Annotated in this window: 22 protein-coding genes; 11 read left to right on the forward strand and 11 right to left on the reverse strand. The window is 68.7% G+C overall.

Annotation, left to right across the window (positions count from 1 at the left end; all coding sequences use genetic code 11):
* Window positions 1–21: 21 nt before the first annotated feature.
* Complete coding sequence (locus AB0M73_RS07475) at window positions 22–615, forward strand: RraA family protein (RefSeq protein ID WP_363888112.1); 594 nt, start codon at window positions 22–24, stop codon at window positions 613–615.
* Here the strand turns inward: AB0M73_RS07475 and AB0M73_RS07480 are convergent, their stop codons facing one another.
* Genes AB0M73_RS07480 through AB0M73_RS07500 form a run of 5 tightly spaced genes read right to left on the reverse strand, consistent with a single transcriptional unit; the run spans window position 616 to window position 7,157 of the window.
* Window positions 616–1,107, reverse strand: coding sequence for a hypothetical protein (locus AB0M73_RS07480; RefSeq protein WP_363888115.1), 492 nt, complete (start codon window positions 1,105–1,107; stop codon window positions 616–618).
* Between the two features lie 17 nt (window positions 1,108–1,124).
* On the reverse strand, window positions 1,125–2,621 hold the full coding sequence (locus AB0M73_RS07485) for a glucoamylase family protein (protein WP_363888118.1): 1,497 nt from the start codon (window positions 2,619–2,621) through the stop codon (window positions 1,125–1,127).
* Window positions 2,618–4,588, reverse strand: a complete 1,971-nt coding sequence (locus AB0M73_RS07490; RefSeq protein ID WP_363888121.1) for a glycosyltransferase family 2 protein — start codon at window positions 4,586–4,588, stop codon at window positions 2,618–2,620. The genes AB0M73_RS07485 and AB0M73_RS07490 overlap by 4 nt, the downstream gene beginning before the upstream one ends.
* Window positions 4,585–5,931 carry an HlyD family efflux transporter periplasmic adaptor subunit gene (locus tag AB0M73_RS07495; protein WP_363888124.1) on the reverse strand — a complete coding sequence of 449 codons (1,347 nt, stop codon included), beginning with the start codon at window positions 5,929–5,931 and terminating at the stop codon, window positions 4,585–4,587. The genes AB0M73_RS07490 and AB0M73_RS07495 overlap by 4 nt, the downstream gene beginning before the upstream one ends.
* Window positions 5,931–7,157 carry an NAD-dependent epimerase/dehydratase family protein gene (locus AB0M73_RS07500; RefSeq protein ID WP_363888127.1) on the reverse strand — a complete coding sequence of 409 codons (1,227 nt, stop codon included), beginning with the start codon at window positions 7,155–7,157 and terminating at the stop codon, window positions 5,931–5,933. Before AB0M73_RS07500 ends, AB0M73_RS07495 begins: the two co-directional genes overlap by 1 nt.
* A gap of 374 nt (window positions 7,158–7,531) precedes the next feature.
* On the opposite strand from AB0M73_RS07500, the gene AB0M73_RS07505 reads away from it, so the two are divergent.
* From AB0M73_RS07505 to AB0M73_RS07550, 10 genes are all read left to right on the forward strand, one after another.
* Window positions 7,532–8,239, forward strand: a complete 708-nt coding sequence (locus AB0M73_RS07505) for a phosphoadenylyl-sulfate reductase (RefSeq protein WP_363888130.1) — start codon at window positions 7,532–7,534, stop codon at window positions 8,237–8,239.
* Between the two features lie 53 nt (window positions 8,240–8,292).
* Window positions 8,293–9,210 (forward strand): sulfate adenylyltransferase subunit CysD, encoded by a 918-nt coding sequence (gene cysD / locus AB0M73_RS07510; RefSeq protein WP_363888133.1) that lies wholly within the window; start codon window positions 8,293–8,295, stop codon window positions 9,208–9,210.
* Window positions 9,210–10,475 (forward strand): GTP-binding protein, encoded by a 1,266-nt coding sequence (locus AB0M73_RS07515; RefSeq protein ID WP_363888136.1) that lies wholly within the window; start codon window positions 9,210–9,212, stop codon window positions 10,473–10,475. The genes cysD and AB0M73_RS07515 overlap by 1 nt, the downstream gene beginning before the upstream one ends.
* A complete protein-coding gene (locus AB0M73_RS07520; RefSeq protein ID WP_363888139.1) occupies window positions 10,472–11,497 on the forward strand; it encodes an ABC transporter substrate-binding protein in 1,026 nt (341 codons plus the stop codon). The genes AB0M73_RS07515 and AB0M73_RS07520 overlap by 4 nt, the downstream gene beginning before the upstream one ends.
* Window positions 11,494–12,258, forward strand: coding sequence for an ABC transporter ATP-binding protein (locus AB0M73_RS07525; RefSeq protein ID WP_363888142.1), 765 nt, complete (start codon window positions 11,494–11,496; stop codon window positions 12,256–12,258). The genes AB0M73_RS07520 and AB0M73_RS07525 overlap by 4 nt, the downstream gene beginning before the upstream one ends.
* Entirely contained in the window at window positions 12,245–13,111 is an 867-nt protein-coding gene (locus AB0M73_RS07530; protein WP_363888145.1) for an ABC transporter permease, read from the forward strand. Before AB0M73_RS07525 ends, AB0M73_RS07530 begins: the two co-directional genes overlap by 14 nt.
* Window positions 13,112–13,287: 176 nt before the next feature.
* Complete coding sequence (locus AB0M73_RS07535) at window positions 13,288–14,223, forward strand: ricin-type beta-trefoil lectin domain protein (protein ID WP_363888148.1); 936 nt, start codon at window positions 13,288–13,290, stop codon at window positions 14,221–14,223.
* Between the two features lie 168 nt (window positions 14,224–14,391).
* On the forward strand, window positions 14,392–16,320 hold the full coding sequence (locus AB0M73_RS07540; RefSeq protein WP_363888151.1) for a hypothetical protein: 1,929 nt from the start codon (window positions 14,392–14,394) through the stop codon (window positions 16,318–16,320).
* Window positions 16,317–17,330 carry a right-handed parallel beta-helix repeat-containing protein gene (locus tag AB0M73_RS07545; RefSeq protein ID WP_363888154.1) on the forward strand — a complete coding sequence of 338 codons (1,014 nt, stop codon included), beginning with the start codon at window positions 16,317–16,319 and terminating at the stop codon, window positions 17,328–17,330. Before AB0M73_RS07540 ends, AB0M73_RS07545 begins: the two co-directional genes overlap by 4 nt.
* A gap of 79 nt (window positions 17,331–17,409) precedes the next feature.
* A complete protein-coding gene (locus AB0M73_RS07550) occupies window positions 17,410–18,423 on the forward strand; it encodes a right-handed parallel beta-helix repeat-containing protein (protein ID WP_363888156.1) in 1,014 nt (337 codons plus the stop codon).
* Window positions 18,424–18,429: 6 nt separating this feature from the next.
* Here the strand turns inward: AB0M73_RS07550 and AB0M73_RS07555 are convergent, their stop codons facing one another.
* The 6 genes from AB0M73_RS07555 to AB0M73_RS07580 form a co-directional block, all read right to left on the reverse strand.
* A complete protein-coding gene (locus tag AB0M73_RS07555) occupies window positions 18,430–19,890 on the reverse strand; it encodes a serine hydrolase domain-containing protein (RefSeq protein ID WP_363888159.1) in 1,461 nt (486 codons plus the stop codon).
* A gap of 341 nt (window positions 19,891–20,231) precedes the next feature.
* Entirely contained in the window at window positions 20,232–21,332 is a 1,101-nt protein-coding gene (locus AB0M73_RS07560; RefSeq protein WP_363888161.1) for a DUF222 domain-containing protein, read from the reverse strand.
* A gap of 203 nt (window positions 21,333–21,535) precedes the next feature.
* Window positions 21,536–23,065: a bifunctional 3-(3-hydroxy-phenyl)propionate/3-hydroxycinnamic acid hydroxylase gene (locus AB0M73_RS07565; RefSeq protein ID WP_363888164.1), complete on the reverse strand. Its 1,530-nt coding sequence runs from the start codon at window positions 23,063–23,065 to the stop codon at window positions 21,536–21,538.
* A 14-nt stretch (window positions 23,066–23,079) separates the two neighbouring features.
* Window positions 23,080–23,823: an SDR family NAD(P)-dependent oxidoreductase gene (locus AB0M73_RS07570; RefSeq protein ID WP_363888166.1), complete on the reverse strand. Its 744-nt coding sequence runs from the start codon at window positions 23,821–23,823 to the stop codon at window positions 23,080–23,082.
* Complete coding sequence (gene hisD / locus AB0M73_RS07575; protein WP_363888169.1) at window positions 23,820–25,118, reverse strand: histidinol dehydrogenase; 1,299 nt, start codon at window positions 25,116–25,118, stop codon at window positions 23,820–23,822. The genes AB0M73_RS07570 and hisD overlap by 4 nt, the downstream gene beginning before the upstream one ends.
* Window positions 25,103–25,435, reverse strand: a complete 333-nt coding sequence (locus AB0M73_RS07580) for an SMP-30/gluconolactonase/LRE family protein (RefSeq protein ID WP_363888172.1) — start codon at window positions 25,433–25,435, stop codon at window positions 25,103–25,105. The genes hisD and AB0M73_RS07580 overlap by 16 nt, the downstream gene beginning before the upstream one ends.
* Between the last annotated feature and the right edge of the window lie 343 nt (window positions 25,436–25,778).

Genomic DNA, 25,778 nt, shown 5'->3' on the forward strand with positions numbered 1-25,778 from the left:
GTGCCTAGTAGCGTCCGAGGCATGTTCCACGAGATCCCCACCACGACCCTGGCCGACATCCTCGGCAAACAGCAGGTGATGGACTTCGGCATCCGGCGGCTGTGGTCGTCCGACCGCGTCGCCGGGCCGGCGTTCACCGTGCGCTGCCCGCGCGGCGACAACCTGATGCTGCACGCGGCGATCTACCGGGCCGAGCCGGGCGCGGTGATCGTCGTCGAATCGGGTGACACCGATTTCGCCCTGGCCGGCGGCAACGTCTGCGCGACCGCGCACCGACGCGGGGTCGAGGCGTTCGTGCTGGACGGCGTGATCCGCGACATCGGCGAGATCCGCGAGGACCGCTTTCCCGTGCACGCACGGGGAATCGTGCCGATCCCGGGCGTGAAGAAGGCCGTGCTGCCACTGAACGAGGCGATCACCTGCGGCGGCGTGACCGTCCATCCGGGAGACGTCGTCGTCGCCGACGAGGACGGCATTGTCGTGGTGCCGCAGGCGAAAGCCGACGAGGTGTTGGTGAAGGCGCGGCAGGTGCTCGCCCGCGAGGCCGAGGAGACCCTCGACCAGTGGCAGGCCCGCCACCGCGCCACCGTCGACAAGCTGCTCGACGCGGGGTGATCAGTCGAAGTCGTGGAAGACGCCGTCCGGGTGCGCCTTCGCGGTCTGCGCCCAGTCGGTGAAGTCCATGTTGGCCAGCGCCAGGTTGACGTGCACGCCCGAGGCCTGGCGAGGCACGATCCGGAACTGCCGCCCGAACGCCGAGCCCTCCTCGTCCAGGAAGTTGGGCTCGTCGTCCAGGTTCACCGCGAGCAGCGCGTGGTGCGGCGCCCGCATGGTCTCCTCGTCGGCGATGAACACCACCGACAGGTACTCGTCGATGCTGGCCAGGGTGTCGCGCAGCTGGTCGAGCGGCACGCCGGCGAGGCTCGGGTCGTCCACCGGATAGGTGGTCGACTCGAAGCCCTCGTCCTCCTGGTCCTCGTCGTCGCCCCACGCCTGCGCGGCGGCGGAGAGCACCGCCGCCCACGCCTGGTCGTCACCGAAATGGGTGCGGACCACGACCTTGTCGAATTCCTCGCGCTCCGCCGCCGCCCTGGCCAGAGAATCCATGGGCGGGAGCGTACCGGTCAGCCCGGACCCACCAGCCCGTGGATCGAGTACCGCTCCATCGACAGGTACGGGAACAGGACCTTGGCGTACGGGCTGGCCGCGAAGCAGCCCTGCAGCCAGTCCTGGTTCACGGCGTTGTCGATGGCCATCAGGATCGCCATCTGGCTGATGGCCATGAAGCGCGGGGCCAGTGTGCCGGTCCGCACCTCGACGGCGTCGAGCAGGCCGTACTGGTTGTAGATCAGCGGGAACTTGGCCAGCAGCTGGCTGACGTTGGCGTAGGCCTGCTCGGGGATGATCGGCAGGGCCAGGAACGCGGCCGACGGCGTGATCACGTCGTTCGGCACGTCGCCCTGGTTGATGGCCAGGTCGGGGGCGCCGTAGTTGGTGTACCGCTGCTTGCCGGTCGGCGAGGTCGCCGCGGACCAGCCGAAGACCGAGGTCGCGGCGCCGACCTGCCCGTACGCGCCCTGGGCCAGCGCCGTGTTGCGGTTGTTCATGCCGAGGCTGCTCGGCGCGACGGCCTGCTCCGGCACGACCATGGCCGGCGCCAGCGCCTGGTACATGCTGCCGCCGAAGGTCGGCACAAACTTGATCCGGTCGTAGACGTAGTGGCCCTCGAAGATGGTGTACGCCTTGCCGTCCTGGGGATCGGTGTACGTCCGGTTCTGGCCGACCGGCACCTGCCGCTGCCGGTGGTCGGCCGGCGGCGTGCGGGCCAGCCCCCACCACAGCGCGCCCGGCACCTTGCCGCTGCCGATGGCCAGGTAGTCGGCGATGCGCGGGCCGGAGTACATGTTGTCGTAGGTGTTCGCGGAGTAGCCCTGGCCGACCTGGTATCCGTTGTACAACACGTTTCCCGCGGCGTTGTACAGGAAGCCCCACTGCATGGCGTCGAGCTGGGCCTGGAATCCGGCGGCCAGCGCCGGAAACGCCTGCCCGGCGGTGAGCATGCCCTGGGCCAGCCAGCCGTTGTCCACAGTGGACACGTAGCCGTTCTTGACCGGACGGCCCTGCGGCGACTCGATCGCCTGCCCGCTGGTGGTGCTGTACCAGCGGAACAGGAAGCCCTTGTACTTGGCCAGGGTCTGGATCTCCGCCAGTACCGCGGCCGCGCGGGCCTGGGCCTTGTCCGCCGGTTCGAGCCCGAGGTCCTTGGCCACCGCGATCGCCGAGAGGTAGTTCCCGATCAGCGCCGGATTGGTGTACTGCTGTGCCGAGGTGGCCGGGCTGAGCTGGACGGTGGCCGCCGGGTCGCCGGTGATCATGACGCTGGACAGCGGCAGGCTCGTCGTCCGATCCACGCCCGGGCCGGACACCAGCCGCCAGGTCCGCGCCGCGACCTCGCGCAGGACGGTGATCTGGTCGGCGGTCAGGTGGGTGGTGGGATTGGTGATGACAGTGTCGTCCGCCGCGACCGTCTGCCACGGGTCGTCGACTCTCGGCTCGGTCGTGGCGGCGCAGGCGGCGGTGAGGGCCACGGCTGCAACGAGCAGGCGATGCAGTCGGTTCACACGTCTCCATTCGTCAGGTAGCGCGGTGCGAGCACCGGCCAGGCGATGTCCGGGTTGGGCACGGCCCGGTGGGCCCGGCGCCAGACGGGCCGGACCGGGCGGGTTCTCAGCAGCAGCAGGGCCTCCACGTTGGCCAGCCGCTTCACGATCACGAAGCCGAGGAACAGGGGCCACCACAGCAGGGAGCGCCACAGCTTCCGGTAGAACAGCGCGCAGACCGTCACCAGCAGCATGGGCAGCTTGGCCAGCACGAAGAACGCCAACAGGTGCACCAGGTTCTGCCGGTTGTCGGGTTGCAGCAGCGCGCCCTGCAACGCGAACAGATAGGCGGCGAACTGCATCGGCTGCACGATTCGCCGCGCCCCCTTGAAGAACTCGGCGAACCAGAACCGCGGGCCGGCCGAGCCTGCGGCCAGCGGCACGAACCGCGCGAAGTTGTATATCGAGCCCTGACTCCACCGCCGCCGCTGCAACCGAAGCTGTGCAAGGGATTCCGGCACGTCCTCGTACGCCCAGATGCGCCGGTCGTACACGGCCCGGTAGCCGATGCGGGCCAGGCTGCACGTGAAGTCGATGTCCTCGCCGAGCATGCCCTCGGGCCAGCCGCCGATCTCCAGCGCGGCCTTGCGCCGCACTGCCGTGTAGTTGCCCGGCACGCACGGCTGCATGTCGACCACCGCGTAGGCCAGCCGGGGCAGGCCGAAACCCGCCGCCAGCTCCAGTGCGCGCATCCGGTCGACCCAGGTGTGGAACGGGAACTTCGGCAGCATGAACGCCCCCACCAGCCCGATCCGACGATCGGACTGGAACCAGGGAATGCTGTAGCGCAGGACGTTCGGATGCAGCTCGCAGTCGGTGTCGTGGCGCACCACGTAGTCCGCGGTGCACCGGGTCAGCGCCAGGTTGAGGGCGGTTGCCTTGCCGGTGTGGGAACCGGCGATCACCGTGCCCTGTAAGGCGGTCGCACGCGCCATCGCCTCCTCGGCCAGTCGTCGGGTGTCGTCGGTGGAGCCGTCGTCGCACAGGATCAGGTGGACCGGGCCACCGTAGGCCGCCGCGGCCCGGTCGACGCTGTGCACCCAGGCCACGATGTTGGTCTCCTCGTTGAACGCCGGCCCGATCACGTCGACCGGCGGCGGGTTGGGCCCCGGCTGCGGCAGCCGGCGCCGTCCCACCACCCGCAGGATCGACAGCATGATGTAGAGGCCGAACTTGAGGTAGACCGGAATCGCCAGCAGCAGGAAGGTGTACGCCACCGGGTCGTCGCCGATCAGGCTGACCACGTAGGCCGCGCCGGCGGCGACGAACACCGACACCGCGGCCAGCGAGACGATGGTGATCACGGTGTCGAAGGTGTCGCCCTCGCGGCGGATCGGCACCTGCGTCGGCCGTGGCAACAGATATGTGGTCAGGGCCAGCCGCATCGCCATCACGTAGGCGACGCCGTAGTGCATGAGGATGCTGATCAGCGGGAATGGCCCCAGCGGCAGGTTCAGCTCGATGCCGACCACGCCGAGGGCGGTGTCGGCGGTGATCGAAGCGAAGATCGCCAGCGGGGCGTGCAGCACGATCAGCAAGCGCCGCAACGGACTGGCCTTCACGCACAGCGCCAGCGCGACCGTGAAGGCCAGGAAGCTGACCGGGATCACCGGCCGCAGATGGGTCGCGTAGTCGGCGACGACACCGGGCAGCGGCACCACCGACGTGACGGCCCGGCCGATCACCCAACGGTACGCGGTGGACAGATCCGGGGTGCGGATGCTGTTGAGCACCACGCTGCCACCGAGGCTGAGCACCACGAACGCGGCGACCCGCCGTAGCGACGGCGGGTGCGGCTTGGGCAGCCGCACCACGTTGCCGACGCCGCGGTCGGAGTCGTCGAACTTGCGCCGCAACGCATGCGCGACCAGCACCGCGATCAGCCCGATGTTCAGCGCCAGCAGGACAAGGCCGGGCAGACGGATCACGGGAAGACCACGCTGAGGCTCATGCCGGGGGCGGTGCCCTCGGGCCAGTGCTCGACGGTCAGCCGGACCGCGTACTCCACCGCCCCGGACTGGTCGATGGGCATCGGAATGACCTGGTCCACGGTCCCGTCCACGGTCTGCCGCAAGGCATTCACGGTGACACTGGCCTTGGTGCCCGGCTTGAGCCTGGGCATCGCCGACTCGGCGACCTGGGCCACCGCGTCGCTCTCCGAGCTGACCAACGTGACCAGCGGATGCTGGTTGGCGGTGCCGGTGTTCTGCGAGGAGTCGGTACCGGCTGCCGGCGGGAACAGGCTGAACGCCGGCGCCTGCGCCGGCTGCATGGACTGCGGCCCGGCGAACCCGTGCACTCCCGTGGTGCCGTCGAGTTCGCCGGGCACGCCGCCGACATTGGCGATCACGCCGTCGATCGGAGAGGTCAGCGTGAGCTGATCGACGGTGTGCTGCGCCTGGTCGACGTCCGACTGCGCGGACGCCACCGACGACTGGGCGGACGAGACGTCCGCCGGCGACGCCGGTTCTCCCGCGGCCGCGCGCTGGTTCTGGGTCAAGGCCAAAGTGGACTGGGCCGACGTCACGGCGTTGGCCGCGGTGTCGCGCAGCTGGGCCGTGGATGCCTTGGTGTGCGTCAGGTTCGCGTTGGCCGTGGCGATGGCCGACGAGTCCTTGCGCACCTGCGCCTGAAGGTTCGCGCAGAAGGTCTTGTCGGTGGTGGAATCCGTGCCGCACAACGTGGCCAGCTGCCTGTTGTCGGCGTCGTATGTGGACTGTGCGTCGGTGACGGCCTGCTGCGCCTGTGCCACCTCGGCATTGGCCGTCACGGCCGCGTCCGAGGAGGCCTTCTGCGCCCCCGTCAACTGCGCGTTCGCCTTGGCCACCTGGAGATCCAGGCTCTGCTTGGCCGAGTCGGTCAGCGCGGGGGACTGCAATGCGGTGAGCTTGGCCTGCGCCGCGACGAGCACCGCCTTGGCGTCGGCCAGCGTCGCCTTGGCGATGGTCTGGTCCTGCGTGGCCAGCGGCTGCCCCTTCCTGACGTGCTCGCCGGCCCGCACCATCACGTCCTGGATCCGCCCGGTCTGGGTGAAGTCCAGGTTCAACGCCTGTCGCGGCTGCACCGCGCCGACGAAGCTGCTGCGCGCGGACACGTCCGCGTAGGTGAAGTACGCCAGGACCGAGCCCCCGGACAGGATCGCCACCGCGACCAGAAGTTGACGTACCGACGAGTGCGGGAACTCCTTTTTCACCAAGGGATGCCCGCCTGCGGACGGGGTGAGGTCGGCCGCCGCGTTCATGCCGCGGACCCGGGCCTGGACGCGGGCCATCAGTCGATCGCCACCGGCTGACGGACCGGCAACTCGGTCAGCAGGTCGTCGGCGACGGCCATGCCCTCGCGCCACACCGACCGGCAGACGATCTTCGACGGGTCGACGCGGCCCTTGAACCGGGTGGCGATGTCGGTGCACTCCTCCAGCAGGCCCTCGGACAGCGTCGTCGGCTTCAGCCCGAGCGCGAGGAACCGGTCATTGCGCACGACCAGGTCGTTCTCCACCGCTTCCTGTCGGGGATTGGGCAGGTTGGCCACCTCGACGCCGGTCATCGCGCTGATCAGCTCGGCCAGGTCGCGGACGCGGTGGGTCTCGGTGATCTGGTTGAACACGGTCGGCTTGGCGCCCGGCTCCGGAGGGTTGTTCAGCGCGATCTCTATACAGCGCACGGTGTCGCGGATGTGGATGAACGCCCGCGTCTGCCCGCCGGTGCCGTGCACGGTCAGCGGGTGGCCGATGGCCGCCTGCATCAGGAACCGGTTGAGCACGGTGCCGTAGTCGCCGTCATAGTCGAAGCGGTTGATCAGCCGCTCGTCCCGCGCGGTCTGCGGGGTCTGAGTGCCCCACACGATGCCCTGGTGCAGGTCGGTGACGCGCAGCCCGTCGTTGTGCGCGTAGAACGCGAACATGAGCTGGTCCAACGTCTTCGTCATGTGGTAGACCGAGCCCGGGTTGGCCGGGTGCAGGATCTCCCGCTCCAGGTCGCCGTCCGGGGTCGGCACCTTGACGGTGAGGTAGCCCTCGGGGATCGGGGCGGAGCCCGACCAGCCGTAGCCGTAGACGCCCATCGTGCCCAGGTGGACCAGCGCGGTCTCGCCGCCGGTGGCGACCAGCGCGGCCAGCAGGTTGTGCGTCGCCCGCACGTTGTTGTCGACGGTGTAACGCTTTGCGCCGGTGGAGCGCATGGAGTACGGAGCAGCCCGCTGCTCGGCGAAGTGGACCACCGCGTCCGGCCGTAGGCGCGTGAGCACGGACACCAACCGGTCGTATTCGGTCGCGAGGTCCAGCCGGACGAAGCCGATGTCCCGGCCGGAAACCTGGCGCCACACCCGTAACCGCTCACCCAGCGGGCGGATCGGGGTCAGCGAGTCGACCTCGAGTTCGAGGTCGATGGCTCGTCTGCTCAGGTTGTCGAGAATGGTCACGTCGTGGCCGTTGTCGGACAGATGCAGGGCCGTCGGCCAGCCGCAGAATCCGTCTCCGCCCAGAACAAGTACACGCATGCGAGATGCACTCCTCGAGTTCCAGTACAGGGTCCGCCGTGGCGCGGCAGTGGCAGGGGGCCGCGCAGGCGGGGAGGACGTCGGCGAGGAAGCGTCAGGGTCCGCCGGCCAGATGCGAGTTATATAGGAAACTTTCTTAACTCGGACACGGAGACTATTCGCATACGTGGACCTCGTCAAGCCGACGGCGCGGCGGCCGATGCCCGCTCACATGCCTTGGCTGCAAACGGTTTCAAGCTCTGACCTGCGGAGTGTCACCGCGGCGGGTCACCCCAATGGCGGGGCTTGACGGCCCGGGCCGGGCGGGCCTACGCTCCGCCGCACAGTAAGGAAAGTTTCCTAACAAATTGGTCACTCCCGGTGGAGGAGGACCCATGATGGACGCTCGCCCGCCCGCCGAACTCCGGCGCATCGCCGACCGAGCCGCCGCCGAACTGCACGACGCCACCGCCGAAGAGGTCGTCGGTTGGGCCGGCCGAACCTTCGGCCACCGCCTCGCCGTGGCCTCCTCGATGGCCGACACCGTGCTCGTCGACCTGGCCGCCCGCCACGCCCCCGGCGTGCACGTGCTCTTTCTCGACACCGGCTACCACTTCCCGGAGACCATAGGGACCCGGGACGCGGTCGCCGCGACCTATCCGATCACGCTGGTCACGGTCGTGCCCGAACAGACCGTGGCCGAGCAGGACCGGTGGTACGGGCCGCGACTGTACACCCGCGATCCGGACAAGTGCTGTGCCCTGCGCAAGGTCGCGCCGCTGGCCGGCGCCCTCAAGCAGTACGACGCCTGGGTGACCGGCATGCGCCGGGACGAGTCGCCGACGCGGGCGGACACGCCGGTGATCGGCTGGGACGAGCAACACGGCCTGATCAAGATCAACCCGCTGGCCGCGTGGACCACGACCGAGGTGGCGGAATACGCCGTACGGCAGGGAGTTCTGCTCAACCCGCTGCTGTCCGACGGCTATCTGTCCGTCGGCTGCCGGCCGTGCACCACTCGCGTCTCGCCGGGGGCCGATCCGCGCAGCGGCCGCTGGGCCGGCCGCGCGAAAACCGAGTGCGGCCTGCACTTGGCCAAGTAACGGAAACCATTCCGGCGGAACCGCCGCCCGCCGCGACCGAAAGGGGTTTCGGTGTGAGGGCGACGACCCGAACACGGCACATCCTCTCGCATCTCGACGCCCTCGAGGCCGAGTCGGTGCACATCCTCCGCGAGGTCGCGGCGGAGTTCGAACGGCCGGTGCTGCTGTTCTCCGGCGGCAAGGACTCGACGGTGATGCTGCACCTGGCCCGCAAGGCGTTCCTGCCGGCGCCGATTCCGTTCCAACTGTTACATGTGGACACCGGGCACAACTTCCCGGAGACACTGGACTTCCGGGATCGCATGGTGGACCGGTTCGGCGTGCGGCTGCTGGTCGCCGACGTCCAGTCCTACATCGACGCCGGCGATCTGCGGGAACGGGCCGACGGCACCCGCAACCCGCTGCAGACCCTGCCGCTGCTGCGAGCCATCGAGGCCAACAGGTTCGACGCCGTGCTCGGCGGCGGCCGCCGCGACGAGGAGAAGGCCCGGGCCAAGGAACGGGTCTTCTCGCTGCGTGACGACTTCGGCCAGTGGGACCCGCGCCGGCAGCGGCCGGAGCTGTGGCGGCTGTACAACGGCCGGCACCGCCCGGGCGAACACATGCGCGTGTTTCCCCTGTCGAACTGGACCGAGCTGGATGTCTGGGACTACATCCGGGCCGAGGACATCGAACTGCCCTCCCTCTACTACACCCATCGGCGCACGGTCTTCCTGCGCGACGGAATGTGGCTCGCGCCGGGGTCGTGGGGCGGGCCCGGCGACGGGGAGCCGGTGCAGGAGCGGATGGTGCGCTACCGCACCGTCGGCGACATGTCCTGCACCGGCGCCGTCGACTCGCCGGCGTCCTCGGTTGACGAGGTGATCGCCGAGATCGCGGCGTCCCGTGTCACGGAACGGGGTTCCAGCCGCGCCGACGACCGCATGTCCGAGGCCGCCATGGAAGACCGCAAGCGGGAGGGCTACTTCTGATGACCACGACCGACGAGATCGCCGTCGGCGATCTGCTCCGGCTGGCCACCGCCGGCAGCGTGGACGACGGCAAGTCCACGCTGGTCGGGCGGCTGCTGCACGACACCAGCGCGGTCATGCCCGACCAGCTGGAGGCCGTCCGCCTCGCCTCCCGCAACCGGGGCCTGGCCGAGACCGACCTGGCGCTGCTGACCGACGGGCTGCGGGCCGAGCGGGAACAGGGCATCACCATCGACGTGGCCTACCGCTACTTCGCCACGTCCAAACGGCGGTTCATCCTGGCCGACACCCCGGGACACGTGCAGTACACCAGGAACATGGTCACCGGCGCCTCGACCGCGGAGCTGGCCGTGATCCTGGTGGACGCGCGGCACGGCTTCGTCGAGCAGACCGGCCGGCACACCGTGGTCTCCGCCCTGCTGCGGGTCCCGCACCTGGCGCTGGCCGTGAACAAGATGGACCTGGTTGGCTACGCCGAGGAGGCCTTCGCCGAGATCGCCGAGGAATTCACCGAGTACGCAAGGAAACTCGGCGTGCCGGACGTGGTGGCGATCCCGATGTCCGCGCTGTGCGGGGACAACGTGGTCGAGCCGAGCGCCAACATGACCTGGTACGCCGGGCCGACGCTGCTGGAGCATCTGGAGACCGTCGCAACGGTGGGTGAGCCCGAGGCCACTCGACTGCCGGTCCAGTACGTCATTCGAGCGACCGATTTCCGTGGCTACGCCGGACAGTTGGCCTCGGGCTTGCTGCGCGTGGGCGATCCGGTGGCCGTCTCGCCGGCCGGCCACCGCACCCGGATCACCGGCATCGAGGTCGGGGGAGTGGCGGTGGACGAGGCCTTCGCGCCACAGTCCGTGGTGGTGCGGGTGGCCGACGCGGTGGATGTGGCCCGCGGCGACCTGATCACGCCCGTGTCGACCATGCCGACGGCGACCGACCGGCTGATGATGGTCGGCTGCCAGCTGGCGTCGCGACCCCTGCGCACCGGCGACCGGGTGTTGTTGCGGCACACCACGAGGACCGTGCGGGCCTTCGTGGAGGCGATCGACGAGCGCCTGGACGTGCACTCGCTGAGCACCGACAGCCCGATGGACACCTTGTACACCAACGAGATCGGCCTCGTGTCCCTACGCTGCGCGGAACCGGTTGCGGTCGACCCGTACGAGTTCAACCGGCACTGCGGCGCCGTGCTGCTCATCGACGAGGCCAGCGGCGACACGCTGACGGCTGGGATGGTGGGCGTGCCGCCGTGGTGGCCATGAAGAGATGGCTGCCGGTCGCAGCCGTCGGACTGCTCCTGGCCGGCTGTGCCTCCGCGGTCACCGAGAACGGGCTGCGACTGGGATATCTGGGCAACCTCACCCATGCGACGGCGATTGTCGGCGTGGCCAACGGTCTTCTTGCCAAGTCCCTCGGCGACACCCGACTCACCACGCAAGTCTTCAACGCCGGGCCGGCAGAGATGACCGCGTTGCTGGGAGGACAGCTCGACGCCGCCTACGTCGGGCCGTCCTCGGCCCTGAACGGCTATGTGCGCAGCCACGGCCAGGCGCTGAAGATCATCGCCGGCGCGACCATGGGCGGGGCCGAGCTCGTCGTGCGGTCCTCGATCGACAGCGTGGCCCAGCTCAAGGGGAAAACGCTTGCCACGCCTCAGCTCGGCAACACCCAGGACGTCGCCGTGCGCTACTGGCTCAGCCAGCACGGCCTGAGGACCAGCACCGACGGCAGCGGCGACGTCGCCATTCGCCCGCAGGACAACGCCACCACGCTCGACCAGTTCCGCGCCGGCAAGATCGACGGCGCCTGGCTGCCCGAGCCGTGGGCCTCTCGGCTGGTGGTGGAGGCGCAGGCCAAGGTCCTGGTCGACGAGCGGGACCTGTGGCCGGACGGCCGTTTCGCCAGCACCGATCTGGTGGTGTCGACGAAGTTCCTGCGTGAGCATCCGGAGACCGTGCGGCGGCTCATCGCCGGGGAACTGGCCACCAACGACTGGATATCCGACAGTGCCGTACAAGCCGCGAAAACCGTGAACACCGAGCTGCAGCGCCTGAGTGGGGCCAAGCTCACCGACGAGGAGATCGCCCGGGCCTGGAGCCAGCAGCAGGTCACGGACGATCCGCTGGCCTCGACCCTCGGCGTGCAGGCCGACCACGCCGTCACCGTCGGCCTGATGTCCGCCATCGACCTGAGGGGCATCGTGGATGTCGGACCGCTCAACGAAGCCCTGACGGCCGCGGGCAAGCCGAAGGTCGACGACGCCGGCTTGGGGGCCACGCAATGACCGTCACCACCGCCAAGTCCACCCGCCAGGCCGTCACCCTGCACGGGGTGGGCAAGGCGTTCGACAGCGGGCCGCCGGTGCTGGAGGACATCTCACTGTCCGTGCGGGCCGGCGAGTTCGTCTGCCTGCTCGGCGCTTCCGGCTGCGGCAAGTCCACCCTGCTCAACCTCATCGCCGGCCTGGACACGCCCACAGCCGGTCAGGTGGAGCTGCCCGGCGGCCACGCGGCGCTGATGTTCCAGGAGTCGGCGCTGTTCCCGTGGCTGTCGGCGACCCGCAACGTGGAGCTCGCGCTCCGCCTGCGGGGCATGCCGCGCAAGGAGAGACAGGCCGAGGCCCGGCGGCTGTTGTCCTTGGTACGCCTGGAACAAGCCCGAAACAAACGGGCGCACGAGCTGTCCGGCGGCATGCGGCAACGGGTGGCGCTCGCGCGGGCCCTGGCCCAGGGCAGCGAGGTACTGCTGATGGACGAGCCGTTCGCGGCGCTCGACGCCATCACCCGCGACGTGCTGCACGAGGAGCTGATCCGGCTCTGGGAGACCACCGGGTTCAGCACGGTCTTCGTCACGCACAACGTCCGTGAGGCGGTGCGGCTGGCCGAACGGGTGGTGCTGCTGACCTCCCTGCCGGGCCGGATCGCGCGGGAGTGGACGGTCGACATCCCGCACCCCAGGCGGATCGAGGACGCGGCGGTGGCCCGGCTGTCCGTGGAGATCACCGAGCACCTGCGGGAGGAGATCCGCCGACATGGCCAGACCTGAGCAGAACGGACTGGCCCGGCTGGAGGCGGGCCTCGACTCACTGGCCGGCGCGCGGGCCGCGCCCAGACGGAGGCTGCGCCAGCAGCTGTTGCCCCCGCTGGTGGCGATCGCCGTGGTGCTGCTGGGCTGGCAGGGCCTGTACCTGGCCGGAGTGGAGCCGGACTGGGTGCTTCCCGGGCCGACCGAGGTCTGGCAGTCGCTGGCCGGCGCGGCCGGGCAGGGCTACGTGTGGTCCAGCATCGGGAACAGCCTTTCCCGCGGTGCGCTGGGCTTTCTGGTGTCGGTGGTGATCGGCACGCCGCTGGGTGTCGTGGTCGGGCGCAGCCAGCCGGTGCGCACCGCCGTCGGGCCGATCCTGTCGGGCCTGCAGAACCTGCCCTCGGTGGCCTGGGTTCCGCCCGCGGTCATCTTCTTCGGCGTCACGCCGGCGACGATCTACACGGTCATCCTGCTCGGGGCCGTGCCGTCCATCGCCAACGGCCTGGTCTCCGGGCTGGACCAGGTGCCGCCGCTGTACCTCAAGGTGGGGCGCAACCTCGGTGCGAAAGGCCTTTCTTCGGTCGTGCACGTGCTGCTGCCGGCGGCGCTGCCCGGCTACGTGGCCGGTCTGAAACAGGGCTGGGCCTTCGCCTGGCGGTCGCTGATGGCCGCCGAGATCATCGCGACCTCGGCCTCGCTCGGGCACGGTCTCGGCCAACTGCTCAAGCAGGCCCAGGACACCAACGACATGGCGCTGGCCTTCGGCACCATCGCCCTGGTGCTGGTCGTCGGCATCGGGGTGAACCAGCTGGTGTTCGCCCCGGTCGAGCGGCATGTGCTGCGCTCACACGGTTTGGCCTTCAAACGTCCATAGTGGATCGACACCGGTGACCGGATCCGATCGAGGCGTGACCGGATCCCTCCGTTCGGGCGAATCCCGGGTGAAATTGTTAGGAAGGGTTCTTTACTAAAGCGGGTGGCCGGTCGTAAGCTCGTGTCACCGCCGCCTTCGCAGTCCTGGCGCCCTGCCAGTCAGCTACGGAGGCAACCATGAGGAGACGAGCGATCGTCCCCGTCCTGACGTCCGGTCTGCTCTCGGTGTTCGCCGTCATCGCCATGGTGCTCACCGCAGTCGTGCCGGCGTCGGCGTCGGCCGCAGCCGCCGCCCCGCACGCGTCCCAGCAGACGTTCCTGACCTTCTACGGCTGGTGGGACAACACCCCGCCCGGTGGCGACATCGCCCACCCGGGCAAGCACAAGACGGCCGGCGGCGTCGGCACCTTCGACGACCCGATCACGTTCGCCACCTCCACCAAGGAGGTCAAGCCGGGCGGCAAGATCTACGTGCCGCGGGTGGGCAAGTACTTCATCATGGAGGACGACTGCGACGAGTGCAGCTCGGACTGGAACGGCAAGGGCCCCAACGGCGGACCCAAGCTGGCCCACTTCGACCTGTGGCTCGGCGGCAAGGGTGGCGACCCGTTCAAGGCCATCCAGTGCGAGGTCGCGCTGACCCACTACAACAAGGACAACACGCCGACCATGGAGCCGGTGATCGTCGATCCGGGTTCGGGTGAGAAGGTCAGCAAGGACCCGATCTTCAACACCGGCACCGGCGAGTGCTACGGCGGCGCGACGCCGACGATCACGGTGGGCCCGTACAAGAACGCGGCCTCGGCGGTCTGCCTCGACGCCCCGGCCAAGGCCACCAAGATCGGCGTGAAGGCCTGCGACGGCTCGAAGGAGCAGGACTTCACCTTCGACGGCACCTTCCTGAGCAGCAACAACATGTGCGCCGACTCCAAGGGCGGCGACATCGCGCTCAAGAAGTGCACGGGCGGCCCGACGCAGCAGTGGTCGGCCAACCCGAGCGGCACCATCTCCGACATCCAGACCGGCAAGAAGTGCTTCCGTGCGACGAAGACCGCGGTGACCGCGGGCAGCTGCTCCGGCTCGGCGGCGTTATGGACCTTCCCCACGGCCTGATCTCTCAGGCCAGACAGCCCAGGCAGGGGCGGGACGTCGCCGGCCCCCCACACGCGTCAGGGTGCGTGGCGGGGCCGGCGGCGGACTGGAAGTCCGTTGGCGCTGGTTGATGGGCAACAGCTGCCGCCCTTCTCACCGTTCATCTTCCCTTCGTTCGGAGGAACTCTCGTGAAGCGAAAGCGGGTCGTCGCACTCGTGACGGCCACCCTGTGCGTGGCCGGCGGTCTCGCCGCACTGTCCCAGACGGTCGCCACCGGCGCGACCCCGGGCAGCGCCGCGCTGACCAATCTGGACACCTCGGCCGCGAACCGGCGGTCGCCGGTCGCCGGTCTGTACGACTGGAGCAAGGCGGGCTTCCGCGGCGGGCAGAACCTGCCCGGCTCCGGCGATGTCAACCCCGCCGCCAAGTGCCAGATCAACGCGGCCGCGCTGGCCACCACGTACAAGGTGAAGCCGGACGACAACGTCGACGACACCAACGGCATCCAGGCGGCCATCGACAAGCTGCACAAGGACTGCTCGCCCACGGGCAGCTACACCAAGCTGAGCCTGATCACCTTCCCGGCCGGCACCCTCAACGTCACGCACGAGATCCATGTCGACGCCAACTACCTGATCCTGCGCGGCGCCGGCACGGACAAGACGAAGTTCGTGTACGCGCCGGACAAGAACACCCAGTACGACGTGCTGACGCCCGACGGCGACCAGTGGGACCAGGGCAACATGGGCTTCGACGACGCCAGCGGCGGCTGGCTCTGGCCGGGCCGCGGCCTGTTCCGCGTGCAGTCGCGCCAGGTCGACCCCAGCTACGCCAGCGAGTACAAGAGCGCCCCGGCCAACCGCAAGGACGAGTTCGAGGGCACGATCAACGTGCACTGGAAGGCCGGCGCCAAGCTGCGGGCCAAGCCCGGTGACAAGGGCTTCGCCGCCCGCACCGGCGACAAGGTGGTCTACCTCGACACCGCGGCCAAGACCGCCAACATGAAGGTCGGCGGCTTCATCAACATCCGGGCCGCGAACTCCATCAACTTCTATAAGTCGATGGACGCCTACCCGACCACCTGGCCGCTGGAGAACCTGCACATGCGGCAGCAGTGGTTCACCATCACCGCGATCGACACCAAGAACCACACGGTGTCCATCGACAAGCCGCTCGAGTACGACGTGCCGGTGGACTCCACTTCGGACGGTTCGGCGGCGATCGACGGCACCGTCTACGCGTCCAAGGCCTCGCCGATCGTCGACCCGATCGTCGGTGTCGGCTTCGAGAACTTCTCCTACACCCAGGTGGCCCCGCCCGGCGTGACCGAGGCGCAGGCCAAGGACAACTACGGCAACCTGGCGCCCTCGCTGGCCATGCAGGGCATCGTGTTCAAGTGGGCGGCCAACGACTGGGTGACCGGCATCCACGCGATGATGACGGGCTCGCACCCGATCGTCACCGAGGAGGCCAAGAACCTCCAGATCGTGAACAACGAGCTGGACGGCTCCTGGAACAAGGGCAAGGGCGGCAACGGCTACTTCCGCGGCTCCCGCGTGTGGGACTCGCTCTACGCCGGCAACACCACCCGCGACCTGCGCCACTTCACCTTCCAGTGGTCCGCCTCGGGCAACGTCGTGATCGGCAACGACATCGACTCGGACTTCAACATCCACGGCGGTTACGAGCGCAACAACCTGTTCGAGAACAACACGAACAAGGTGTCCTACGCGCACCGGTCCGGCAGTTGCACCGCGCACTGCGGCGACGAGGGCGGCAGCGGGCCGGACGACTCGACGTGGTTCCCGATCTACTGGTCCACGGGCCAGAAGGCGGTCAAGTGGTCCGGTTCCTCCGGCCCGCGCAACGTCTTCTTCAACAACACCATGAGCAAGCAGGTCACGGACGGCGCCGCGTTCACGCCGTACTACCCGGACCACACCAAGATCTACCAGTTCGGCTGGGACGGCAAGGCGTTCCACCACCTCGACGTGGGCGGCACGCCGATCACGGACTGGGCCCACAACGAGCAGAACGACTACACCAAGGGCCACGGCGTCGACGACACCATGTCCGACAAGGGCCCGTCGATCTTCCTGAAGTCGGTGGCGAAATGATCAGGACTGTCTCCGCGATCGCCCTGCTGGCGCAGTTCGCCCTGCCCTCGGCGGCCGCATCGACCATCAACGTCAGCACCGCGGCCGAGCTCATCGCCGCGCTGAAGGCGGCCCAGCCCGGCGACACGATCCAGCTGGCCGACGGCGACTACGGCGACCAGTTCGTCGCCACGACGCCCGGCACCGCGGCCAAGCCGATCACGTTGGTGGGCAGTGCCAAGGCCGTGCTGCACGACCCGAAGTTCAACCTTGGTGACACCGACTGCCCGTCCGGCCAGACCGGGTACGGCCTGTGGTTGCAGGGTGCGAACTACTGGAACCTCAATGGTTTCACGGTCAGCGACTCGAAGAAGGGCATCGTCCTCGATGGCTCGTCGCACGTCACGATCGACGGCGTGAACGTGCACGACATCGGTTATGAGGGCGTGCACTTCCGCAAGAGCAGCGCCGACGGTGTGATCAAGAACTCCACGGTGACCAACACCGGCACCGAGGAGCCCGGTTACGGCGAGGGCGTGTACATCGGCTCGTCGAACAGCAACTGGTCCTGCTACGGCGCCAACAAGGGCAAGAACCCGGACGCCAGCAACAACGTGCAGGTGCTGAACAACAAGATCGGGCCCAACGTCGCGGCCGAGGGCCTCGACGTCAAGGAGGGCACCACCGGCGGCGTGGTCGACGGCAACACCTTCGACGGGACCGGCGAGAAGAACCAGAACTCGGCCGACTCCGCGATCGACGCCAAGGGCGACGGCTACAAGTTCACGAACAACATCGTGCGCAACGCCTTCCTCGACGCCATCCAGACGCACAACCTGTGGAAGAAGACCGGCTGTGGCAACACGTTCAGCAACAACACGCTGACCGTGACCAACAAGAACGGCTACGGCATCAACTCCACCAACCAGAGCCAGTGCGTGTCGTCGAAGTCGCCGAACATCATCGGCGCGTCCAACAAGAGCACCGGGGGCAAGGGGCTGTCCAAGACCCCGACCACGCCGGGCGCGTAGTGGCTCCAGGGGCCGTCCCGCACATCAGCCGCTGTGCGGGCCGGCCCCGTCGCCATCCCTGCCGAAAGGACTTTTCCCTGTGTTGAAGGCCATTCTCGCAGCTGTGCTCGCGGCCCAGGCCGTGGCGCAGCCGGCCGCGGCTGCGGCCACCATCAACGTCAGCAACGCCGCCCAGCTGATCGCCGCGCTGAAGGCGGCCAAGCCCGGCGACACCATCCAGCTGGCCGACGGCGACTACGGCGACCAGTTCGTCGCCACCACGCCCGGCACCGCGGCCAAGCCCATCACCCTGGTCGGCAGCGCCAAGGCCGTGCTGCACGACCCCAAGTTCAAGCTCGGCGACACCGACTGCCCGTCCGGCCAGACCGGGTACGGCCTGTGGCTCCAGGGTGCGAACTACTGGAACCTCAAGGGTTTCACGGTCAGCAACTCCAAGAAGGGCATCGTCCTCGACGGATCTTCACACGTGACGATCGACGGTGTCAGCGTGCACGACATCGGGTACGAGGGTGTGCACTTCCGTAAGAGCAGCTCCTACGGCGTGATCAAGAACTCCACGGTGACCAACACCGGCACCGAGGAGCCCGGCTACGGCGAGGGTGTGTACCTGGGGTCGGCCAACAGCAACTGGGAGTGCTACGGCGCCACCCCGAGCACGCCCGACGCCAGCAACTTCACCCAGGTGCTGAACAACAAGATCGGTCCCAACGTGGCCGCCGAAGGCATTGACGTCAAGGAGGGCACCCACGACGGGCTGATCTCCGGCAACACCTTCGACGGCACCGGCGAGAAGAACCAGCACGACGCCGACTCCACGATGGACATCAAGGGCGACAAGTACACCATCACGAACAACATCGCCAAGAACGGCTATCTCGACGTGATCCAGCTGCACAACGTGTGGGAGAACACCGGCTGCGGCAACACGTTCAGCAAGAACACGCTGACCGTGAAGAACAAGAACGGCTACGGCATCAACTCCACCAACCAGAGCCAGTGCGTGTCGTCGAAGTCGCCGAACATCATCGGCGCGTCCAACAAGAGCACCGGGGGCAAGGGGCTGTCCAAGACCCCCACCACGCCCGGGGTGTAGGTGTTCCTAGCTGATCGGGCGGCGGAGGGTGGCGTTGACCGGTTCCATCGGCACCGTCCGGTTGGCCGCGGCCACCGTCACCTCTCCGTCGCTCAGGCCGATCAGCAGTGACGCTCCGGCGCCCGGGCCGACGCCGGAGTGTCCGTACAGGTCTCCACCCGGGTTGACCAGCCAGCCCAGGCCCAGCTTGGCCGGCCCCGTTCCCGCTCGGGGCCGCAGCATGTCGTCGACGCCGTGCGCTGGCAGCAGCGTCGTCCAGGTCCGACCGAACCGCACCAGGTCCGGCGCCGTGGTCCACAGACCCCCGGCCGCCGCCATGGTCGAGACGTGGCGTTCCGCCTCCTCGAACGCCCCGTCCTCGGCCAGGTGGTAGCCGGTGACCACGGCGCCTCCTTGTGGCCATGCCGTGGGGAAGTCGGAGTCGTCCATGCCGAGCGGTGCGAGCACCAGGTTCCTTATTGCGTCGGGGTAGGGAACCCCGGTGATGTCGGCGACGATCCTCCCCAGCACGGCGTAGCCGCCGTTGCTGGGGAGGAGCTCGCCTCGTCGGTCGTGGTGGCAGGGGACGGTGCGGTGGTAGACGAATTCCGGTGCTTCCGGGGCGAACTGGACCTCGGGGTCGATGACGCCGGCGGTGTGGGTGAGCAGGTCGCGGACCGTGATCTCGTCGTTGTCCAGTCGGACGCCGCGGAGGATCGTGTTCGCCCGTACGTCAAGGTCCTCGACCAGCGCGACGACGGCGGTCGCCGTGACGACTTTGGCGATCCCGTAGACGGGAAACCGATGCTCGGGCCTTAGCGGCTCGTGGCTGTCGAGATCCTTCCACCCCTGCGCGTACGTCCAGCCCTCACCCGCGAGCACCACCCCCGGCAGCCCGAGATCCTCCACCGCCCGCTGCGCCGTGCTTTGCGCCTTCTGCGGCGGTTCTCCGGTCGTTCTGGTGACGATTGCCCGATTCATCCGGCTGTCCGTGAGCCGCTTCGCGATCGGATACAGCTTCAGCGCCTTGATCCGGTACGGCGCCTCTTCCTCCGTCGAGGCCTCCAGCCTCAGTCCGCCGATCTCCGCCCGGATCGCCGTTTCGTTCTGCGCGTTCACGGTCAGCCGCTCCCGCAGCTGCCCCACCACCGATCGCAGCATCTTCGTCATGACGTCCGCCGGTATCTGCTCCAGCAACCTCGGCGCCACATGCTCGTCGAGTTCTCGCCTTTCGGGCGCCGTCCACCCCTCCGCGTCCGACGTCCGATACCTGTCCACCAGCCACCGAACGTGCGGCAGCACGTTCCCCGCCGCCGTCTCAACGCCCGTTTTCAGCGCCGTCCAGCTGGCAAACCCGTGCTCACGGGCAATGGCCAGCTGCGCTTCATGCAGTGTGCCGAATTCCCCCGCCGCCACTCGCCGCTTCGCTTCCATCTTCAGGAAGCGCAGGCTGGGCCGGTCGGGGAGGGCACGCGAATGCTCGGACATGGCAGTCCTTCCTCACGCCCGTGGGTCCGCGACATCGGGCCGGAAAGACCTGCCGTCGATGGGTGACACTTCAACCCGGTGGGCTTGCAGCCCTGCCCGCGGACCCAGAGGCGGCCGGCACCGCCAACGCGACGGTACTGCGACACAGGAGTTTTGGCAAAGGCATCTCGGGCCACCGACTGCACCACGCGCCTGACGTGACCACGGTTCGGGTGGCAAGGCCGCGACGGCACCGACATCCGTCAACACAGGAGCTTGCCGTCGTGGTCGCGGCAGCGGCCCCTCCCACGCTGAAGCCTCCGACTGTGCCCCACCGGTAAGCCGGGCACCCCCAGTCAGCCTCAGAACGGCGGCTCGTCCAACGGCGCGGGCTTGGTGACGTAGGTCTGCCCCCACCGCGTCTTCACCGTCGCGGTGCCGTCCTCGGCGATGCTCACCTCGGCCTTGGTCGCATGCTTGTACCGATAATGCCGCCGATCCAGGGGCGCGAGGTTGGTACTCGTCGACTCACCCAGCGGCCACGGCGTCGCGTGGTCGATGTCGCACGACCGCGAGGGATGCGAACAACAGGGCATCACACACGTCTGATGCCGTGTGCGGATGAACCGATCCACGCCCACCTTCGGGCGATACAACTTCGGCGTGTACTCCACCAGGTGCCCAGCCGGATCGGTCAGCAGCCGGTGGAACAGGGTGCCCGGGTGGGACATCAGCTCCCGCACCACTGCGGCCGGTATCAGCTGTCCGGCGACCATCTTCCCCGGCCGGTCATCGACACCCAGCAGTGCCGTGATGGGAACTGTTACCTGGATCAAGGGCTTCAGGCCGGCGGTCTTGGGGTCCTCCAGGATCAAGCCGGCCATGACGTCGGCGCGGACGGCGTCGATGGTGCGGCCGTTCTTGGGCTCCTGCTTGGCGATGCGGTCGATCTTGGCGTACATCGCCTGGGCGATCTCCGCAGGCTGCTGGCAGGCGAGGGTGGCCATGCTGTCTTCGTCGTCGTAGAGGACGACTTTGCGGTCGCGGCGGGCTTTTTCACGGCGTTCCAGGTGGACGGCGGGGTCGGCGCGCTGCAACCTGGCCTGGCAGGAGCGACGGAGTTGTTGGGGGCACCGGCCTTCGGCGGTCTCCAAGGTCTTCGTTACGGCCCGCTGGGCGAGGTCTTCGGGGTAGAACTCGGTGGGGTCGACGATGGCGTGGGCGGAGCGCTCGGAGATGGTGCCGGCGGCCATGGCGTCGATCACGTTGGGGAACAAGGACTCCAAGCGTGTGGCAAACTCGCAGTGATCCTGGGCGTTGACGGGGGAGAGCTGCAGGGCTGCGCCGATGTCGACAGGGGCCTCCTCATCGATGCAGAGCTCGGCCGTGAGGTGGAGAACCTCGGCGCTGAGTTGGCGACGGCGGCGCTCACATTCGATCAAGCGAGCGACTTTCTCGTTCATACCTGCGACTCTACCCCCGCAGCAAGATCGATTTCGTCACTCGAAAGGGTGTAGAAATGGGATAGGGAAAGCACTCTAGGTGTCGGAGTGGCTTGAAGCCTATCTGGGACAACGGCTTTGTGCGGTGAGCGCGAGCAAACCCTATGCAGAGCAACGACCCTGGGTGTCCCTCCGAAGCAACACCCAGGCACTGCAGGGACTCCTCAGACCTCGATGTGACCGCGAAGCTCATTGATGATCCCCGGCAGCTCCGCCAGGGAACCGCCACCGAACACGTAGAAGTCGGGACGCGTGACGACGACCTCCCAGCCCTGAGCGGCGAGGTGGGCGGCGTACTTGCCCTCCACGTCAACGACATCGCCGCCGACGTGCACCAGGTGCGCGCCGATGGAGGAGAGGAACGCGAGCTGCTGGGGGTCCAACATCGAAGCGGGATCGGCCACTGTGGACACAACGGTGAACCCGCCGCCGATGACGTCGTCGAACAGGCCCTCGGTGCAACCCCGGCGCACGAGGGCCTGGAGGCTGAGCTCGCCGGCGCCGGGCTGGGAGCGGGCGATGCCGGTCAGGGGCGGGATGGTGGGCATGGCGGGGGCGTTGCCGGTGCGGAACGCCTCGTCGCGCGCGGCGGCCAGCTCGGGGTCGAGCACGGAGGTGACCTTGCCGGTCTCGATGGAAAGGTGGGTCCACGCAAGGAGATTGGGCTCCCGCTCGGACTGGTAGGTGTCGAGCAGGGCGGGGGAGGAGACGCCGCGAAGCACGAGGTCGAGCTTCCATGCGAGGTTGTTGGCGTCGCGAATGCCGGAACACATGCCCTGACCCTGGAAAGGCGGCATGGTGTGGGCGGCGTCGCCGGCCAGGAACACGCGCCCCCTGGACCACTGCGAGGCGATCTTGGCCTCGAAGTTCCACACGTGCTGACGAACGATCGACAGGTCGTCGGCGGTGAGACCGAGGCGGGCCAACAACTCCCACGCGACGGCGGGATCGGACATCTGCTCGGCGGTCTCGCCGGGCAGCAGCCGCCACTCGAACCGACGGTGACGGTGCCCGAGCGGCAGCACGGTGGTGGGGCGCTCGGGGTCGCACCACTGCCCGGTGTCGAGCTCAAGGTGCACGGGACGCTTGCGCCGGCAGTCGGCGTTGAGCCACTCCTCGGAATACCCGAGATCGTAGCGCTCGATGCCCAGCTGCTCACGGGTCTGGCTGCGGCCGCCGTCGGCGGCGATGACGTAGCGGGCCCGCAGGACGATGGACTCGGCGGCGCGGGCGGGACCGAACTCGTCGGCCTCGGCGGCCGGAGAAGTCGCGTGCACCTCGACGAAATCGTCGCCGGGGACGACGTTCTCGATCTCGAAGCCCCGGTACAGCGACACGGTGGGGTCGTCGCACAGCTGCGAGTGGAGAGGGTCCTCCATGGTGGGCTGGTACATCATGAAGTCCGACGGGTAGCCGGAGATTCCCTCGGAGGCCCAAGGGAATTCGGCCAGCAGCTCGCCCTTCCCGTTGCGCATCGTGTAGGTTTCACACGCGATGGCGTCCTTGAGGAACGTGTCGGTGCAGTCCAGCAGCTGCAGGGTCCGCACCACCTCGTGGTCCACATGCCCGGCGCGGGGCAGGTTGTAGAGGTTGGGATGCCTCTCGACGAGGGCGACGTCGCGACCGAGCCGCCCCAGCAGTCCGGCGGCCACCAGACCCACGGGACCGGCGCCGAGAACAACGACATCGTGCACGGGACTCTCCTCGATCATTGGGCGGTGTAGCCGCCGTCGATCACCAGGCTGGCGCCGGTGACGAAACCCGCGGCGGGATCGGCGAGGTACACAACGGCGGCGGCCACCTCGCGGACGAGGCCGAGCCGGCCGAGCGGGATCCGGCGCAGCGTGTCGGCCCGGAAGTCCTCGTCGGCGAAATACGGGGCGGTCAAAGGGGTTTCGACGTAGCCGGGGGCGACGGCGTTGACCCGGATGCCGTGCGGCCCGAGTTCCACGGCCAGCGCCTTGGTCATGCCCTCGACGGCGTGCTTGGCGGCGCAGTACACGGAGCGGTTGGCCGCGCCGACATGGCCCATCTGGGACGACACGGTGACCACCGAGCCACCGCGGCCGGCGGCGATCATGCGGGCGACCACGGCCTGGGTCACGAAGTACGTGGACCGGACGTTGAGGTCGAAGATCTTGTCGTAGGTGGCCGGGGTGACCTCGGTGAACGGCATCGGGTCGTTGGTGCCGGCGTTGTTCACCAACACGTCCACCTCACCGACCCCATCGAGCACGGCCTCGAACCGGGGCAGGTCAAGGACATCACACGTCACAGCCAAGGCCGAACCACCGGCGGCGCGGATCTCCTCGGCGGCGGAGTCGATCTCCGAAGCGGTGCGGCTGAGCAGCACCACCCGGGCTCCGGACGCGGCCAACGCCAGCGCGATGCCCCGCCCGAGACCGCGGCCGGCGCCCGTGACCAGGGCGGTCCGACCGTCCAAAGTGCTCATTCGGCCCACGCGGGCAGCTCGCCCCGCACCCGGCTCGCGCGGATGTCGCCGGAGCGCGCGTGGCCCTCGAAGGACTCGGCCCGCGCGGCCCGGCCGCACAGCTCACCGAGTTCCGCGCTCGACGTGGCGTCGGTGACCTCCTGGTACGTCACCGTGCGCAGGAACTTGCCCACCCACAGGCCGCCGGTGTAGCGGGCGGCGTGCCGCGTGGGCAGGGTGTGGTTGGTGCCGATGACCTTGTCGCCATAGGAGACGCATGTGCCCTCGCCGAGGAACAGGGCGCCGTAGTGGTTCATGGACGTCAAGGCCTGGCGGGGGTTCTCGGTCAGCACTTGCACATGTTCGGAGGCGAACTCGTCGGCCAGCCGGAAGGCCTCGGCCAGGTCGTCCACGACGTGCACCTGGCCGTGGTCGTTCCAGGCCGGCTCGGCGAGGTCCTTTGTGGACATGCCAGGCAGCAGGCGGTCGATGTGCTCGATGACGCCGCGGCCGAGGTCCTCGGAGGTGGTGATCAGGATGGCGGGGGAGTCGGGGCCGTGCTCGGCCTGGCTGAGCAGGTCGACGGCGACCAGCAGCGGGTCGGCGGTGTGGTCGGCGATGACGAGGATCTCGGTCGGCCCGGCGAACAGGTCGATGCCGACCTCGCCGAACAGCTGCCGCTTGGCCTCGGCGACGTAGGCGTTGCCGGGCCCGGCGAGCATGTCGACCCTGCCGACGGTCTCGGTGCCGACGGCCATGGCGGCGACCGCCTGCACGCCGCCGAGCAGCAGGATCTCGTCCGCGCCGGCCAGGTGCATGGCGGCGATGGTGGCGGCGGGGATCTCGCCGCGGATGGGCGGCGTGCAGGCCGTGACCCGCTTGACGCCGGCGACCTTCGCGGTCAGCACGGTCATGTGCGCCGAGGCCAGCAGCGGGTAGCGGCCGCCGGGCACGTAGGCGCCGACGGCGTCGACGGGATTGTGCTTCTGTCCGAGGAAAACGCCGGGCGCCGTCTCCACCTCGAACTCGAGCATCGACGCCAGCTGTTTCTCGGCGAACCCCCGCACATTGGCCTGCACGGTCTTGATGTCCTCGATGGTCCGGGCCGGGACGGTGGCGATGATCCGCTCGATCTCCTCGGCGGACAGGCGGAACTCCGTGGGGGACCATTTGTCGAAGCGGGCCGAGTACTCGCGGACGGCGGCGTCGCCGCGGTCGCGGATGTCGGCGATCACCGCGGACACGGTCGAGGCCACGGCGTCGGAGCCGGTACGGCCCGTGGTGTTCGCTACGGCCTTCTTCAGTTCGAGGGACATGGTCGGCTCCTCATCGGCGGCTGTGGTGGCACATATGCTGCCACACACTGTCGTAAGTTCGCTAGACATTCGAAAGTTGCTCCACGTATCCACGGCTGCGACCCTCGCGCAGCTCGGCCATGGTCGTCTCGGCGGTGCAGCGACCCGCCTTCGAAGGCGCAGGCTACGGCGATCCGGCCGCCGGTGTCGATCTCCTCCAGCACCTCGCCGCCCGCGCTGACGTGCACGAACCGGCCGCCCTGGAACAGTGCGACCCAGAACGAGCCGTCGGCGTCCACGCACAGGCCGTCCGGGAACGGGCCCGGCTCGACCAGCATCCGGTCCGCCGCAGTGTGCCGTCGGGCCGCACCTCGAACACGGAGGCGCGGTCGGCGGTCGACTCGTTGACCACCAATTCACTACCCGTGAGCACCATTCCGTTGGGGAACCAGACGTCCTCGGCAGCAACGTTCAGCCGGCGGTCCAGGGCCGTGGCCAGCAGCAGGTTCCCGTCGGGGAGGAAGCCGCTGCCCGCCGGTCGTCCCGGCACCTCGGTGACAACATCTGTTGTCGCACCCACCGTGACCAGGCGATACGCGTGCACATCGGAGATCCACAGCCGCCCGTCGCAACCACAATGCTCGAACAAAAGGGCGGGGACCGGCCGAGGCCGGTCCCCGC

The sequence above is a fragment of the Kutzneria sp. NPDC051319 genome (assembly GCF_040682195.1).
Lineage (GTDB): Bacteria > Actinomycetota > Actinomycetes > Mycobacteriales > Pseudonocardiaceae > Kutzneria.